This is a genomic window from Stutzerimonas balearica DSM 6083, from assembly GCF_000818015.1.
Lineage (GTDB): Bacteria > Pseudomonadota > Gammaproteobacteria > Pseudomonadales > Pseudomonadaceae > Stutzerimonas > Stutzerimonas balearica.
The window spans coordinates 3158825-3173839 of record NZ_CP007511.1; the positions used below are offsets into that span (position 1 = coordinate 3158825).

The following is a 15015-nucleotide window of genomic DNA, read 5'->3' on the forward strand; positions in this document are numbered from 1 at the left end:
CACAGCATGGGTTCGCGGAGGCGGGCTTAACCGTGATCGGTTGCTAAATGGGGGGCGATGCCGCTCAGCATGCGCTTAATGCAGCTCACGACCTGCTCAACCTAGATTGCTAATTCCCGGCTTGGATAGGGGGCAGGTTTTACAGAGGGTTCGCGCTTGGTAAGAAGTCCTCATGCAGGAGCCGCAGGTATGGGTTGTCTGGCGGCGTCTCCTGGAACAGCGCATCCGGGCTGGCGAGCAGGTAGCCGTGCAGCCGGCGCGACTTGCGCGGCCCCGTGACTTCGCAGGTCCAGATGTTCAGCCCGCTCGGCTGCTTGCGGTGCTGTCCCAGCTTCTCGAAGCGCTTCTGTACCCACTGCCACCCCTCCAGCTTCTCCTGCTTGGCCAGCGCGACGACTTGAAGGTACTCCTGCGCGTAGCGCTGGAACACGCCGGGGCTGACGAGGTAGGTCGTACCGGCGACGGTATGCACCAGGGCCTTGGCGTCGTTGATGATGAGCTTGCGCGTCTGGATGCTCTGACGCAGCCAGGCCATGAAGTGCGCCCCGGAGGGCTCCGCGCGATCCTGGGAAGGCGCGAGGCCCATCTGCGGCGGGGGCACGGTCGAAGGGGCCGGCTCGGGCTCGGCAACAGGGGAACTCGGGATCTCCGGTGCCGTGGGTGGAGCGGTGTCGCCCAGCAGGTCGAGCAGCGCGGCCACGCCGGTGTCCATGGCTGCGGATGCGACCGGCGCCGTGCTCGCGGATGCAGCTTCGATGCCTTCCGCGCGCGGCCCATCGGCCACCGCCGGCGCCTGCGGCGTCGGCTCCGCTTGTTCCTCTTCGACCTGCACACGGCCTGCGAACGGCGCCGGCCGGTCGGCGGCATCCCAGATCATCGCCGGCGAGAGTTTCAGGAAGGTGAAGGCGTGCGACCAGCCGGCCTCGCTGGTGACCGCAGCCTTCCAGATCGCCTTGCCATCCGGCGTCGGTTGCACGATGCCGTGATCCTGCAGCACGTTGAACACCGCCGTATTGCTCGCCGGGATGCCGTCGATGCCCTGCGACAGCAGATGTGCGCGTAGCTTGTCGGAGACGGTCTTGCTCACCAGCCACAGGGCGTCTTGGGTCAGCCAGCCGTCCGCCGGGCCGGCCTGGTTCAACTTGAATTCCTCCTTGAGCAGGTAGCGCAAGCCGTCGAGCAATTTGCGTTGCAGCGCATGCTTGGGTGCCGCCAGCGCCTTACTGGGATCGCCGCCGAGTTCCTGGGCGACCGATGCCTGGTCGGCCTGCACGACCAGTTCGCCGAGCGTGCCGGCGTGCTCGTACTGGCCGGCCAGCACGTACAGCAGCGCGGCCCAGAGGTCGGGATAGCCGCTGAGCCAGTCGAAGATGTCCCGATCGAGAAGGCGCGCGTAGAGCAGCCCGGTGGCGGCGCTGTGCAGGCGGTACTCGCGCTCCTTTCGGTAACGGAAGCGGTAGGGCTTTCGCAGCGGGCCGTGCCAGGGATGCCAGACGCTGCCGTCGGCATGTTCGACGTGCAGATCGACCGCAATCTTGCCGATGTCGTGCAGCAGGGCCGCGTAGGCCGTGCCTGCGGTCCAGGCTTCGGCCTGGGCCGCCTGTGCCTCCGGCGTGACGCCCGCAGGCAGCAGGTATGACTGCCGCAGCTTCAGCGCATAGGCGACGATCTCCAGACCGTGGTCCAGCATGCCGCCCGGATAGGCGTGGTGGTGGTTCTCGGAGGCCGGGAACTGCTGGACCAGCTCGGCGTAGCGCTCCAGTGGGGCGAGGTAGAGCGCGGCGAACTGTCGGCGTGAGAGCGATGTGCGCTGCCAGATGTGTTCCAGCAGTTTCTGCCGGCGCGGCGTGGCCAGCAGCGATGCGGCCGACTCCGGCCGCATCGACCCTTTTGGAGTTTCGATGCCGGAGGTGGGCGGTGTGCCGGCGGTGGGTGGCACCCGTTTGCGCTGGAACAGCGAGAGCATGGCGAACCCCGGATGACGGGCTGCTCAGGGGCGCCTTTTGGCCTTTTCAGGATAGGGCCTTTCCCCTTGGCGCCCTTCCTTTGCCCCTTCTCAGCCCTTTGGCCTTTGTCGGAAGCCTTTGGGTATAGGGCCGCTGCTGCGCGGGTGCCACGATGAATGCGGCATGGGGCAATCCCGGCAAGTGGGGCGCTGCGGGATGTTCGTCAGCTCTGGCCCAAGCCGGTGTCGAGGGCGGCGGATTGCGCTGCGAAGTCGTCGGGACGGCGCTTGCGGAAGGTTTCGAGATTGGCGAGCTTCCAGCGCAGTGCCGGCAGTTGCGCGGCGTGCTGGCACTGCACCAGCGACCAGTCCGGTTCTGCGCGCGCCAGCCCGCTCAGAAACTGCTTGTGCGCGGTGCTCAGTCGCTGTGGCAGCTCGCGCCGCATCCTGGCGCGAGCGTCGAGCAGTGTCTCCAGGGAGCAGTCCACTTCGGTCATGCCGACAAAGGCCCGCTCGTACTCGCCGGCGATGTCCTTGTCGTTGCCGAACAGCACTTCGTGGGGCGGCCGGTTGTGGCCCGCCAGATAGATCACGAAGCACTCGACCATGCCGTCGCTGATGCCGCCCGACTCAAAGAGCTGCCACACGTCGAACAGGTCGCGGGGGTGCTGCCGATCCAGCGCGGCCACCAGCTTGCTGGCGTACAGCTCGTCCGGTGCCAGAACCGGCAGCTCGAACTCGACGCCGAACAGATCGCTGGTCCTGGCGCTCAGCGGCCGCCGCTCGACGGGCAGCACACTGCCTCGGAACACGACGTTGACCTCGATCTTCACCTGGTGGGCGTCGTTCTCGACGATCAGCTTGGTGTCCCCCAGGTCCTTGGCGCGAACCAGGCGTGTCTGCACGCCCAGCGGTACAACACGCGTGGCGATGGCGGCCAGCTCCTGGTTGATGGCTTGCAGCGCTTCGTCGCGCGGCGTCTGCCACGGGAGGTACACCACGTCGATGTCCACCGACAGGCGCGGCATGTCCCGCACGAAGAGGTTGATGGCCGTGCCGCCCTTCATGGCGAAGATGTGGTTGGCGAACACGTCGGGCGCGACGGCCAGCAGCAGGCGAACGGTGTCCGCGTAGGTCTTATCCATGAGGTCTCAGGCTTAGCAAGGTGCCGTCATCGAGCCGGCTCATCCAGCGCGTGTTGCTGCCGGTGCGAACCGGGTACTGCTCCAGCAGGGCATCGACATCCACGAGGCTGGTCTCGCGCGCCCAGGTGAGGAACAGGCGCACGGCCTTCACGCTGGCGCAGCAGGACAGCAGTTGTCCGAGCAAGTCCTTGCGGGGGGAACGCAGTCCATCGAAGAGGTTGCGGGCCTCTTCGAGGCTCTGCTTGACGCCGGCTTCGTACAGCAGCTCCAGAACGGCACGCTCGGAGGCAGCCACCCGCAGATCCTCGGGCAGGCCAGGCGGCGTGGTCAGGGTCTTGCTGGCCAGCGTCGTGTCCGGCCAGTCGAACAGGCGGGCGTGGACGTAGCGGGCCGGAAAGCGCGAGGTGAACCAGGCCGGCAACGCGAAACGACCGTCGCCCCACAGCACCAGCGTCTCCCGGCTGCCCAGGTTGTGCCGCACACCCTGCAGGGCCAGGGCGCTCTTGCCGCCGACGTGCAGGCCGGGCACACGCTGTTGCAGGAACTTCAGCGCACCGTAGACCCCGAACTCATCGTTCGGGAAGGCATAGACGCCATGGGCCAGGCGCACGAGCCACCCGCCGTCGGCATAGTGGGCGGCGAGCTGGGGCGACACCCCGAACTGGCTCAGGGTGGCAAGGTCGAACGGCGCCCCACGGGAGAGTCCCGCCTGCAGTCGCTTGATTACCTGGTGCCGAGAATTTCGATCCATGTTATAAAAATAACACAGAATCCAATCGACCCCTAGAGCCATTGCAAGAACGTGCATGGAAAGTAGCATAAGGTTTGATTTGTTGTGCATAATCTAATCGACCTACGACCCGAGCCAACCCGGCTCTGCCGGGCGCAACCCGCCCTCCTGATCGCGGTCTATGCTGGAGGGCAGGCCACGACCGGCCGCTCCGCGAGGTGAGGCACCACTGAAGCCGAGGCATATGAGCATGACCGCCAACACGCACAACGGGCGCTGGAGCCACCGGCTGGGCCGGGGGGCTGGCCGTGCCTGGCGTGGATACCTGCGCCGCGAGCAGCGTGTCGCCGGCTGGCTGGTGACGCGCGGGGTGCCTGCGGGCGCGGCGACGGCGGTGCTCTGGATCGTCAAGCTCGCCGTGCTCGGTGCGCTGCTCTACTCCGCGTTCTGGCTGGCCCTGCTGCTCGCCTTTGCGGTGACTGCTGCATGGCTCGTGCAGCACGACGACCCTGATCAAGAGGAACCGCAACCCGAGTGGAGGGAAGGCCCCAACGGCTTCGGGCTTTATGACAAGAGCGACTGGCGCATCGACCCGCATGTGACCGACGACGACTGAACGGCGGTCACTTCTTCGATACGGCGCTCATTGCCATACCAGCGCCACGCCCCCCAGCGCCCTTGGCGTCCGAGGTGGCGGTGGACAACCCCTGCACGATATTTCCCGTGCGAACGCCTGCCCAAGCCAATGCCATGACCCAAAACGTCGGCAGCACGATGAACATCATCGCCATGACGAAGTTCAGCAACATGTCGCCAAAGGCGTTGTTCAAACCGATCAACGGATCGAAGTTCGTGTGAGGCCTGTCCGCGCCAAACCCCCAGCCGTAGAGCGCATCCAGGATCGTGCTGTCGATCCAGCGCGCGAGCTGGAACCAGAAGTCCACGAAGAACAGCGCGAACTGGACGCAGCTCACCGTCACCACCGTCTTCAGGTCGTAGGTGCCGATCAGCAGCACCAGCGGGATGCAGATGACGAGCGCCATCTTGAGCATGGTCAGCACCATCGGCAGCGCCTGGCGCACCACGTCCATCGCAGGAAAGAAGCCCAGCGAACCGACGGTCAGACCCAGGTCGCTCGCGCCGCGCGTGACGATGTTCGGCAGCGTCTTGTCGATCTGGCCGCCGTAGTCGGTGTAGACGGCGCCCTGGTTCATCTTCTGCTGCCTCGGCGCGACCACGGCGCGGATCACCGAGTCATTGACCTCGCTCTGCGACAGGAAGCCCACCCAGCGCCCGATGCGAGTCAGCAGGTCCGGGTCGACCTGTGCCAGCAGCCGGCTGCGCAGTCCCTGGCCGCCATCGGCCCACCACTGCCGGCAGGATGGATAGCCGCCGCCGCTGTCCACCTGTGCCAGACCCGCATCGCGGGTCGCGTCGTAGGGCCAGGCCGTGCGTGGGGTCTTGGCGCGATAGGTGTCATAGAAGCCGGGCGTGTCGAGGAAGTAACTCGACCCGATCCAGGTGACGTCGTTCATCTGCTCGTCGGAGAGCGTCGGCCGGTTCATGAACAGCTTGGCGCGCGACGGCCCGTAGCAGTCGTGCGTGAAGTCGGCGACCTCCTGTGCCAGCACCGGGTCGTCGATGCGCGTGGCATCCACATCCATGCGAATCTGACGCAGGTCCGTGCCGCAGGGAATCGCCGCCACCGCGGAGCCCGTCACGGCTTTCGACAGCGCGTGCATGAAGAACCACCACACCGGCACCAGCGCGCTCTGGTCGTTGAGCGCCGTGTAGACGTTGGACCAGCCCGTGTCGTTGGGCAGCGGGACACTGACCTGGCATTGCGCGGAGCGCGTGGTGTCGAACCTGATCGTGGCGAGATCCACCGGGATGAACGGGATGCCGGCGAACATGATGACCACGATCGCCACCCACACCCGGTTCTCGATGCGCATCGACGACAGCACGCCCTTGTTGCCCTCGTCCGCACCTTCGCTGCGGGCCTTGAGCCATTCCTGGATCACGATGGCCACGAACGGCAGCGCGAACACGCCGCTGGCCACGAGGATGCTCCAGATGCCGTTGTTGACCACCCAAGCCACCAGGGTCAGGTAATACTCCAGGTAGTCCGTGGTGTAGAGCGTCATGCCTGCCTCCCGGTCTCAGCCGTGCCGCAGCAGTTGGCTGGCTTCCAGCGCGACCACGGCGATCACGGCCGCGATCTCCGTGCGCAGCAGGCGCTGATGCGTCTCGCGGGACGGCTCCCGCCGCAACAGGCGCCGACGCATCCACCACCAGCCGTAAGCCGTCGCTCCGTAGAGGCACAGCCGCCACACGAAGAAGTGGCCGGCGTGCGCCTGCAGCCAGTGCTGCCAGCCCTCGACGCCGCCGACGACGTGGATGCCGGCGATGTTCACCGCCACCGCGGCGGCGACCACCAGCAAGGTCCACAGCAGCGCCACGCCGACGCGGCGGTTGAACAGCCATGGCAGCCGCAGCCAGGCCAGCCGGCTCATGGCGTACCGCTCCGCGGCTTCTGGACTTCCCGCAGACGGTCGCGCGTGGTGTCGCCCTCGAAGACGCCGCGCGAACCAGCAGCGCGGGTGCTGTGGCGCTGGATGATCGCCATCGCCGAGTTGCCGGCCAGCGTGCGCCGCAGCTCCAGCTCGGTCTTGAGGTTGTTGATCTCCTGCTCCAGCGCACTGTTCTCCTGGTCGACCGCCTGCACGGCCAGTTCGTTGGCGGCGACGTTCGGCTCCTTCTTGCCGGTCAGCAACGTGCGTTGCAGCAGCAAGGCCTTCTCCAGCACGCTGGACAGCGCCGCCTCCGACGCCAGGCGCTTGCCCAGCACGTCCTGGTCGGGTTCATCACGCAGGGCCTCGATCACGCCGCGGGTGATCGGCAGCGAGCTGCTGCCGGCCGCGTCGAGATTGGTCGGCGTCGTCGGCCGGGCGCCCGTCACCAGCTCCTGCAGCACCTGCAGCTTGGCCTCGTACTCTTCCTGGATCACTGGCGTGAGCCCGACGCCAGGCGTGGTCTGGGTCTTCGTGCAGTTTTCGCAGGTGCGTTGCTCGCGTTCGCCCAACACGCGGGTCGCCCAGTCCGCGGCCGCGCCAGGCGACGACCAGGTTTGGCAGGTCAGGCGGTTGCTGCAGGCGCTGCGCGCGATCGACGAGGTATCGGTGGCGCTGCGCCCGTTGAGCAGGTTGTAGCCCGCTCGCGTCACGTCGCCGACCACCTTGATCGAACTCTGGCCGGAGCCGCCCGCGTTGCCGCCGCCGACCCAGGGCACGCCGTTGTTCCCTTTGTTGGACTCGGCCTGCTCGATGGCGGAGACGGCATCGGTGCTGCTGACCGCATCCCGCAGCGCCATCCCCTCGGCGAGCTGGTCCCAGCCGGCCTGGCCGCCGGCCATGTCCGCCATGCGATTGGCGATGGCCCGGCAGGTCATCTTCGAGCGGTCGAAATCCAGGCGCGCCTGCAGGAGGCCGTTGGTGAGCAGGTTGTACAGGCCCGGGTCGGCGCGCTGGATGATCAGGGCCGGCAGCGAGGCCACGGCGCTGGTGGCGTTCTGGATCACGTTGCTCATGATCGTTTGGAAGCCGTTGGTGATGCCGTTGAGCTGGTTCTGCAGTGTCGTGGTGATACTCATGTCGCCGCAGATCAGGTTGCTGTTCCAGCCGACGCCGACGCCGATGCTCTGCATGTTGCCGGCACCACCCATCGACACCGCCCGGCCGCCGCCGATGCTGTAGAGCACGTCGTCGCCGATCACGCTGCCGCTGACGTTCACGCCATTGGGGTCGATGCGGGTCTGCGCCCAGGCGACGCCGACGACCAGCGTGATGGCCGCCACGAGCAGCGTGGCCCGCAGGGGCGATTTCGCGCGGCGCAGGAAATCAGGGAGGGAGGCGTTCATCGTGGGTTCCTCACATGAAATCGACGCTGCCGAGGAAGACCTGGCCACGGCGCCGGCAGCAGGAGTACGGCCGCCACAAGGCCCAGGCGTAGTCGCCCTGCTGGGCCTGCACGCGGGTGCGGCTGTGCGGGAAGACCACGCAACTGTTCGAGAGCGTGGGCGTCAGCTCCTGCCACTTGCCCGTCGAGGCGTCGGTCTCCATCAGCGCGCCGGCTGGCCAGTAGCCGTCGCGGGCGTTGGCCAGCAGGGGCTGATACACGTGAATCTGGTTGCGGCGCGTCACGATGTCGCCCGCGCGCTGCGCGACCACGGCGCCGCTCTTGTGGTCGTCGGTCTGGTGCAGGAAGCCACCGCGGGGATACACGTTGCCCCAGAGGTTCAGGCCGGTGCGCGTACCGATTTCGCGCCGGCCGGGGATGAGCGCTTCGGGGTAGAACGCTTCCGGGATGTTGTAGCGCCAGGCGATCGTGTCGAGCGTGCTCAGCAGATACGGCATGAAGGCCGTGCCAGCGCCTTCGCAGGTGTAGCCGGAGGCGCTGGCGAACTGGCTGAACACCAGCCCGGCCGGATGGCCGATGACATCGGCGTTCTTGAACTTGGCGAGGTTGTTCTCGTTGTCGTGATTGGTCGTGCCGTCACCGCCAGCCTTGGCGGTCGGGTTGGGCATGCTCATCGCCCTGACCTCCAGCCACGGGTTTTCGCCGGTGTTCGAGTAGCTCGACACCACCGCATCGGGGACGTAGTGGCGCACCTTGACGGAGGTGCGAACCGAGCAGCCGAAGGGCGTGCAGTACAGCCAGTAGCAGATACCGACCACGCGGTATTCGAGGCAGTCGGGGGACAGCGCCGACGAGACGATGGTGGCGGTGTCCAGGGCGAACGTCGACGTGGCCGCGCTCAGCAGCAGCGAGGCGGCGGTGGCGCGCAGGCGCCGGCGTGCCAGCAGGAGGCTCATGGCTGCGTGCTCCGGTAGGCGTTGATGCGCGCGACGGCGCGGGGCACGTCGGGCTCGCCGTAGACCACGTAGCGTCGATCGACCACCACGGCGGGAATCTTGGCGATGCCCAGTCCCCAGGCATCCGCGACACCTTGATAGGCGTGGCCGATGCGGCGCTGAAGGGCCTCGCCGCCGCCATGCAACCGCTGCCGCACCACGGCTGCGGCCTGTTGCGGGTCGGCCGGCAGGTGCGCGGCGAGTTCGACCTCGATGCGCGTGGCCTGGTCCAGCTCGATGATCCGCACGCCGGCCGGGGCCTGCACCGGATGACGGCTGTCGGTGACGACGAGCACGTCGGCTGCTGCAGTCTGGGTAAACATGAACAGCACTGCCCACAGTCCGGGCGCAATGCTGATGGTCGGCAGCCGGGGCGAAGCCTTGAAGACGGGGGCCGGCATATCGGGCGTCCTTGGAGTCGATCAAAGTCACAGTCGACTTCAAGTGCCGATCTAGCGCGACAAAGAAACCGCATCCGGCCCCTGCCGGTTTCATACCCTATGCCGTTGTGAGCGTTGTGATTGCCTCCTGTCGGAGGCGGAGATCAGGTGCGGGACGCTGAGGTGCCCGCGAACCCAAGAAACGCATGCTGTAAGCGAATCGGCATCGACGGCTTGGAGCGTGCATGTAGGCTCTGCCAAGTCCCGTCACTGATGTCGCTCGGGGCGAGGCGATCTACCGAGCGCGAAACTCTTCTCAAGTAAGCGTTGACGCCATCCGCGGATTCCGAAGGAGCGCCGGCAAGAACGTACCCCACCATGAAGCCGATAGCATGGTTCTCGCCGTACTTCTCCTGGATGAATCGATCCATGCCCTCGACGACGTACTCTCGACACAAGTGAGTGTCCGACCCGGCGATTCGTTTGCATTCGATGATCGCGTGCGGATCATGCTCCTGCGTGCGCAAGAAAATTTCGACGAACGCCAGCGGGATGTCGGTACGTCCGTCTGGCAGCATCACGTTGCTTTTGGATCGCGATTCCGTGCCAGGCAGCACCATGATCTGCTTCCACGGGGAGTTCTTCAGCGCAATGCGCATCCCGTCCCGCAGGCGCTCGGTCATGATTACCTCTCCAGCGTTGGCATTCACGTCCTCGGCTGCGCATGCTCGCTGCCAACCTGCGGCCAGTGTCAGCAGAATGACCGCCACAACCTCGGGCTCAAGTTCAATGAACTCTCTGCCCAGTGCAGGAGGTGCCTCATAGGGGATCCTCAAACTTTGCCCCCTGAAAAGCTCTCCGCGACCACTGCATCGGCATCTTCCAGTGCCGCTATGCCCATCCAGTAGCGCCGCGCTGCTGGCTTGATGATCACGACTTCGTTGCGTCCGTGTACTCGCAATTCCCGCTCTGCACTGAGCGCGGTCGCAATCTTGACTTTCAGGCGCCTGCCGATACGTGCCAGTACTTCACCCAATTCGCCTTGTGGTGCCACGACGCTCACGCTCGCATTACCCGGCCCTTCTTCCAAGACAAAGCGCACGACGCGCAAGGCCGAACTGCTTGGCAAGTCGAGCACTTCGGCGCGCATGTGCCGCTTATTGCGAACGGAAAGCCAATCCTCGATAACGGACAGGAACGTCTTGGCATACGCCGTGACCTCAGTACGACTGTCCGATGGCTCCACGGATGATTCGCGGCCGGTTTCCCATTGCCACCCGGCGCGAAGGAGGCCGTCTCGAATGACAGTTCGGTCGGCATCGTTCAGTTCGTACAGATCGAAGACAGCTTCGTCCAGTTCAGCCCATCCCCTCTCGTCGGTGCCGTTGGCGCGCAGATTCTTCTCAATCTGCAGCAGGCGCTGGCCAGCCTCAGATTTCACTGCGCTCGTGAAATTAGGCACCGGTAGGAAGCTGAGGTCGCGAGCCAGCAGCTTCCTCTTGTAGATTCCAAACTCTGCAGCGGTCAGATAGAAGAACCATGTCGCAAAAGCAGAACTCAACACGGTGGCAAGCAAATGTGCCGTCCGCGTGTGCCCTCTCGGAAGAGACACTGCGAAGTATGAGTTCGTGAAGACGAGATCCCGCTCGGAGACGGCCGCCAAGACGCGTGGACTCCCCAGAAGCATTTCCTTCACGATGAGAAGCGGGGCTTGATATATCTCCCGCGATCGTGGCCATTGTGCCTTCGATTGGCTGAAAGTCGGCAAATCATCGGGAATGTTGAAGTGCTGCATGTCTTTGACTTGCAGTACATCCAATCCTTTTAGCGGGCGAGCATCGCGCGTCTGATTCTCTGGGGCCCCGCGAATCAATCCAACCTGGAAGGTAGTGTCGAGTAATGAGAGTTGCTCGCCCAGATTTCTGTGGGCCGAAGTCAAGTCATCCAGCAATAGGAGGTCACGGCGCCGGCCAACGGCTGCTGCCTTGAGCTTCAACGGCTGTTCTTGGATTTCGTCGAGTGTCAAAGTGATGACGTCACTCGGCGCCACCTCGAACGAATGAGTCCTTGCACCGCTGGGCGTCCACGGGATCTGAACGACCGTGACCTGATCCGTTCGCTGCTTCGGTCGATGACGGGCAAAGAGAACCACTGCGGGCATGGCCGCTGTCGCGAAGAGCCAACTGCACAAATTGGACAGATTTACCAAGGTGATCGGAGCCACGGCTCGCATCACATGCTGAGCTGCTGCCATGCCGGTGCCGCTGCGGCTGAAGAACGGCATCGCGCTAAGAATGATGCCGAAACGGGTCTTCTCATGTGAGAACTCCGCCGCTCGCAACACGAAATCCAAGCCTTCACCGCGCGGTTGCGCAGGTACGCCCGCAACCCTGGTCTTGCGCCGCGCTTCGGTTCCTGTCTGCCCCCTAAAGCTCCAAGGGGGATTGCCCACGATAAGGTCGAACTGCTTCAGCCCTGCCGGCGTCGCCAGCACGGCCTTGCCATCTCCATCACGTTCGACAGTACGAGCGTCACCGACGAGCAATGTCCTGCCGATCAATGGCTGGAACTTCAGGGACTGCGGTGGTTGCGGGTCAGGGTCCAGCTCAAGCGCAGCCAGGTACAGGCTGAACGCAGCGACGCGAATCGCGGCTTCGCTAATGTCTACGCCATACACCTGCCCGTAGAGCGTCGAGCGGATCAGCTCCCTCGTGGGCGGCTGACCTTGCGAGCGAAGATGAACCAAGCGCCGCAGCGCTTCGACCAGGAAGACACCGGAGCCGCACGTCAAATCCAGCACCGACTCCCGTCCAGATAGACCATCCATGACCTCATCGAGGACCAGCGAGACGACGGACAGTCGCGTGTAGTGCACGCCGTTTCGCAACGCTTCTGTGCGCTTTCCTCCAGTCTGCGGCTCAGCATGTGCAAACTGCTCGTAGATCGAGCTGATGAGCTCGACCGGAATCACGTCGAACTGGTACGGGAAGAAGCTGAGTTGCCCGCTTTCAGGATCGACAGCCTCCAGGAACTCCGCAACCCGCGTCAAATGGTGAGCTGCTGGTGTCGTTTTCACCGACGAGGGCGGAAACATATCGCCGTTGAAGGTCTGGGCCAGCCATGCGAACAGCTTGCTGGTCGCTGGCCGGTCGCGCAGGATCGCCGGCAACGCCGTGCGGCCGCATACCCGCTTCAACCGCGCCGCACTGACGATCTCGCGGTCAATCAGGTACTGGGTGAAGATCACGCGCCCAATCAAGGCCTGCGCCGCATCGCGCGCGAGATTGCCTGCGACCAAATCGCGTTCGAGACATCCAAGGTCAGACAGGAGCTTCTGATCGACGCTGGTCTTGCGATCGATGGCCGGCACCTGGGCCCAGAATTGGCCCGTCTCGATCGCCAGTCGGCCGGCCAACTCGTCCAGTTCATGAAGCGAACCTTCGATGTTCTCGAAACGCCGAATCAAATGTCTCTGGGCATCGCCTTCTTTCGCGGGTGTGCCGAAACCGTTGTACAGGTCGATACGCTGCGGCGAGATCACCCACAGCAACGGCGCGAACCCCTCGTTCCAGACCTCTCGTCGCCACTGGCTGACCAGATCGTCTGCAGGCGCGCTTTGCTCAAACTTGAAGTAGACGGTCAACGACGACGCGCTGCGCCACAATGCGTCCGGAACAAAAACGCGGCCGTGGCGCGAGGACTGCGCCTCGGCCCCCAACCGAAGACCGGGCGCGGGTTGCCCGTCCGGCAGGTAGCCGGTTGCGGCGAGCACCTGTTCCAGCGTGGCAGTGTTCACGCCCTACTCCGGATAGCTTCGGGTGGAAACGGCAACGCTGCCTGGCTCGGCGTCGGGACGATCGGCAGCATGTGCTGCTGAAGCCGCATGATCAACGGATCGAGCGGGATGACGAGAGTCGGTTGCGTCGGCGCCGGTCCAATCCCCTCGGGGCCGATATCGCACAGGGTCGCCGAAGTGGCCGTCACGAACGCCACGGACCCATTCAGCGCCAATGCGCTACTCGTGCCCAGCAACCGAAAGAGCGCGTCAACGCCGACGCTGACGGTGGCGATGTGCACTCCCAACGAGCTGACCAACTCATTGGTAACGGCCAAGCCTAGGAGATCCGCGAAGGTGAATCGGGCAGCCTTCCCGGTCTTGGACGCCAAGTAGGGCACGGTCTTGCGCCAATGCCGCACCGTTTCGACGGACACGCCGGTTAGCGTGCGCATCTGGTCCTGAGTGTACTGGATGGCGGTGACGGCAGACATTCGCGTTGCTGGCAACTAGAAAATATGCAGATTCTGCCATGCAAAGGTGTGCTTCTCAACAGGTAAAGGCCGGTTCAGCCGCCTATCCCACAAGCCTTCCAAGCTTCCGAAAGTCGCGACCATCAGAGCGCATCGCGAACGTGTGGATAGGGGCAAGACGCAAGGCGCCCCCGGAAGGGGCGCCTGCGGACTACAACAAGCCGGCTTCGGCGAACGAGTACGGGCTGCCCTTGCCGACGATGAAGTGATCCAGCACCCGGACATCGACGGTGGCCAGGGCGCTCTTCAGCCGCTCGGTGATCACACGATCAGCGGCCGAGGGCTCGGTGTTCCCCGAGGGATGCTGATGCGCCAGGATCAGCGCCGAAGCGTTGAGCGCCAGCGCACGCTGGACCACCACCCTCGGATACACCGAAGTCTGGTCGACCGTGCCCTTGAACAGCGGCTCGTAGGCGAGCACCTGGTGCTGGTTGTCGAGAAACACGACGGCGAAGATTTCGTTCGGCTCCGCGACCAGTTTCAGGCGCAGGTAGTCGCGCACGGCGGCGGGACTGCCCAGCGCCGGACCGGCCTTGAACACGCGGTTCTCCAGCAGGGTGATGGCCTGCTGGATGATCCAGTCTTCGTGCTGGGCGGCGATCAGGGTGAGCGACTCCGGGCGGGAGTCGGCGATGGCAAGAGACATGGCGAACCTCCAATGGATGAGATCGGAGGGCGCCTGCCCCAGGAGGGCACACCCTCCGGGGGACGATGGGGATGGAACAGGTGACGAGCGGGCATCCACCACCGCGGATGCGGTGGCTGTTCGCGTCAAGGGATGCGATGCGAACGGGTTTCGATCAACGCGGACGAGCCGCGCCGCAGCCTTGAAGATCGATGGCTACCTGGGCATGTCACCGGCGACGCCGGCGGGCATGTCTGGGGAATGGGCGGGTTCGGCCGCGGTCGTGCTGCCGGCGGCGAGCAGGTCGATGGCCGACAGCAAGGCATCGCCTTCGACGGGACCGTGCAGCAGGAGGGTCTTGCCGGACTCGCGGTCGCGCAGTTGCAGGGCCGGCGTGGCCGCGATGCCCTGCTGTGCTGCTTCCGCCGCCTGGGCACGGATGACGGCATCGGGGCGCTCGCTGTCGAGACAACCCTGCATGGCCGGCGTGAGGTCGGGATAGCGCAGGCCCTCCGGCAGGCCCTGGCCGTCGCCACGGGTGTTTGCGTAGAGCCAGGCCACTGCCTGCCAAAGCGCGGCGTGTCCGCCCGTCTCGCCCGCGCACTCGGCCAGGCGTGCCCCGGCAGTCGCGGCCGGCTCGTGCATGGACAGCGGCAGGTGGTGCCACTGCCAGTTCACCTCGGGATGGGCGTCGATCCAGCGCTTGAGTTCGGGGAAGTAGGCCCGGCAGTACGGACACTCCAGGTCGGCGTAGCCGACCACCGTGAAGCGCGCATCGGCACGGCCATACAGCCAGGGCGGGCCAGCCGGTTTCGGCCCCTCGGACCCGGCGGCGGCCAGGGGCATGGACTCGGTTGCCGGATGCGGCGCGCGCAGCAGCATCCACGAGGCAACCGCAATCGTCACCACGATCAGCAGACCGATCCAGGGATGACGGCGGGCGAATGAGGGCAGGCGCATCGTGTCGCT

The 15015-nt window shown here is 65.2% G+C and carries 14 protein-coding genes; 1 reads left to right on the forward strand and 13 read right to left on the reverse strand.

Annotated features, from left to right (window positions below; all coding sequences use genetic code 11):
• Positions 1–139: 139 nt before the first annotated feature.
• From mobH to CL52_RS14535, 3 genes are all read right to left on the reverse strand, one after another.
• On the reverse strand, positions 140–1966 hold the full coding sequence (gene mobH, locus CL52_RS14525; RefSeq protein ID WP_003292110.1) for a MobH family relaxase: 1827 nt from the start codon (positions 1964–1966) through the stop codon (positions 140–142).
• 203 nt (positions 1967–2169) lie between these two features.
• The gene (locus tag CL52_RS14530) at positions 2170–3090 is read right to left on the reverse strand and encodes a nucleotidyl transferase AbiEii/AbiGii toxin family protein (protein ID WP_003292111.1); all 921 of its coding nucleotides are present in this window, start codon (positions 3088–3090) and stop codon (positions 2170–2172) included.
• Entirely contained in the window at positions 3083–3841 is a 759-nt protein-coding gene (locus tag CL52_RS14535; protein ID WP_017244844.1) for a type IV toxin-antitoxin system AbiEi family antitoxin domain-containing protein, read from the reverse strand. Before CL52_RS14535 ends, CL52_RS14530 begins: the two co-directional genes overlap by 8 nt.
• 223 nt (positions 3842–4064) lie before the next feature.
• On the opposite strand from CL52_RS14535, the gene CL52_RS14540 reads away from it, so the two are divergent.
• Complete coding sequence (locus CL52_RS14540; protein WP_003292113.1) at positions 4065–4436, forward strand: DUF3742 family protein; 372 nt, start codon at positions 4065–4067, stop codon at positions 4434–4436.
• A 7-nt stretch (positions 4437–4443) separates the two neighbouring features.
• On the opposite strand, the gene CL52_RS14545 is transcribed toward CL52_RS14540, so the two are convergent.
• The 10 genes from CL52_RS14545 to CL52_RS14590 all read right to left on the reverse strand — a co-directional run bounded on the left by CL52_RS14545 (position 4444) and on the right by CL52_RS14590 (position 15006).
• Entirely contained in the window at positions 4444–5967 is a 1524-nt protein-coding gene (locus tag CL52_RS14545) for a conjugal transfer protein TraG N-terminal domain-containing protein (protein WP_024162454.1), read from the reverse strand.
• 15 nt (positions 5968–5982) lie between these two features.
• On the reverse strand, positions 5983–6336 hold the full coding sequence (locus CL52_RS14550; protein WP_003292115.1) for a hypothetical protein: 354 nt from the start codon (positions 6334–6336) through the stop codon (positions 5983–5985).
• On the reverse strand, positions 6333–7739 hold the full coding sequence (locus CL52_RS14555) for an integrating conjugative element protein (RefSeq protein ID WP_043221478.1): 1407 nt from the start codon (positions 7737–7739) through the stop codon (positions 6333–6335). Before CL52_RS14555 ends, CL52_RS14550 begins: the two co-directional genes overlap by 4 nt.
• Positions 7740–7749: 10 nt before the next feature.
• Positions 7750–8694, reverse strand: a complete 945-nt coding sequence (locus CL52_RS14560) for a TIGR03756 family integrating conjugative element protein (RefSeq protein ID WP_023125137.1) — start codon at positions 8692–8694, stop codon at positions 7750–7752.
• Positions 8691–9134, reverse strand: coding sequence for a TIGR03757 family integrating conjugative element protein (locus CL52_RS14565; RefSeq protein ID WP_023125138.1), 444 nt, complete (start codon positions 9132–9134; stop codon positions 8691–8693). The genes CL52_RS14560 and CL52_RS14565 overlap by 4 nt, the downstream gene beginning before the upstream one ends.
• A gap of 143 nt (positions 9135–9277) precedes the next feature.
• Positions 9278–9796, reverse strand: a complete 519-nt coding sequence (locus CL52_RS14570; RefSeq protein ID WP_017462901.1) for a hypothetical protein — start codon at positions 9794–9796, stop codon at positions 9278–9280.
• A 149-nt stretch (positions 9797–9945) separates the two neighbouring features.
• Complete coding sequence (locus CL52_RS14575) at positions 9946–12909, reverse strand: HsdM family class I SAM-dependent methyltransferase (RefSeq protein WP_043221483.1); 2964 nt, start codon at positions 12907–12909, stop codon at positions 9946–9948.
• Positions 12906–13382, reverse strand: a complete 477-nt coding sequence (locus tag CL52_RS14580) for a MerR family transcriptional regulator (protein ID WP_016446149.1) — start codon at positions 13380–13382, stop codon at positions 12906–12908. The genes CL52_RS14575 and CL52_RS14580 overlap by 4 nt, the downstream gene beginning before the upstream one ends.
• A gap of 190 nt (positions 13383–13572) precedes the next feature.
• Positions 13573–14067 (reverse strand): RadC family protein, encoded by a 495-nt coding sequence (gene radC, locus CL52_RS14585; protein WP_003140985.1) that lies wholly within the window; start codon positions 14065–14067, stop codon positions 13573–13575.
• A gap of 195 nt (positions 14068–14262) precedes the next feature.
• Complete coding sequence (locus CL52_RS14590; protein ID WP_016446150.1) at positions 14263–15006, reverse strand: DsbA family protein; 744 nt, start codon at positions 15004–15006, stop codon at positions 14263–14265.
• Positions 15007–15015 lie beyond the last annotated feature (9 nt).

Coding starts and splice junctions, on each gene's coding strand:
- mobH (WP_003292110.1), bottom strand. CDS start 1,966: ATGCTCTCGCTGTTCCAGCGCAAACGGGTGCCACCCACCGCCGGCACA.
- CL52_RS14530 (WP_003292111.1), bottom strand. CDS start 3,090: ATGGATAAGACCTACGCGGACACCGTTCGCCTGCTGCTGGCCGTCGCG.
- CL52_RS14535 (WP_017244844.1), bottom strand. CDS start 3,841: ATGGATCGAAATTCTCGGCACCAGGTAATCAAGCGACTGCAGGCGGGA.
- CL52_RS14540 (WP_003292113.1), top strand. CDS start 4,065: ATGAGCATGACCGCCAACACGCACAACGGGCGCTGGAGCCACCGGCTG.
- CL52_RS14545 (WP_024162454.1), bottom strand. CDS start 5,967: ATGACGCTCTACACCACGGACTACCTGGAGTATTACCTGACCCTGGTG.
- CL52_RS14550 (WP_003292115.1), bottom strand. CDS start 6,336: ATGAGCCGGCTGGCCTGGCTGCGGCTGCCATGGCTGTTCAACCGCCGC.
- CL52_RS14555 (WP_043221478.1), bottom strand. CDS start 7,739: ATGAACGCCTCCCTCCCTGATTTCCTGCGCCGCGCGAAATCGCCCCTG.
- CL52_RS14560 (WP_023125137.1), bottom strand. CDS start 8,694: ATGAGCCTCCTGCTGGCACGCCGGCGCCTGCGCGCCACCGCCGCCTCG.
- CL52_RS14565 (WP_023125138.1), bottom strand. CDS start 9,134: ATGCCGGCCCCCGTCTTCAAGGCTTCGCCCCGGCTGCCGACCATCAGC.
- CL52_RS14570 (WP_017462901.1), bottom strand. CDS start 9,796: ATGACCGAGCGCCTGCGGGACGGGATGCGCATTGCGCTGAAGAACTCC.
- CL52_RS14580 (WP_016446149.1), bottom strand. CDS start 13,382: ATGTCTGCCGTCACCGCCATCCAGTACACTCAGGACCAGATGCGCACG.
- radC (WP_003140985.1), bottom strand. CDS start 14,067: ATGTCTCTTGCCATCGCCGACTCCCGCCCGGAGTCGCTCACCCTGATC.
- CL52_RS14590 (WP_016446150.1), bottom strand. CDS start 15,006: ATGCGCCTGCCCTCATTCGCCCGCCGTCATCCCTGGATCGGTCTGCTG.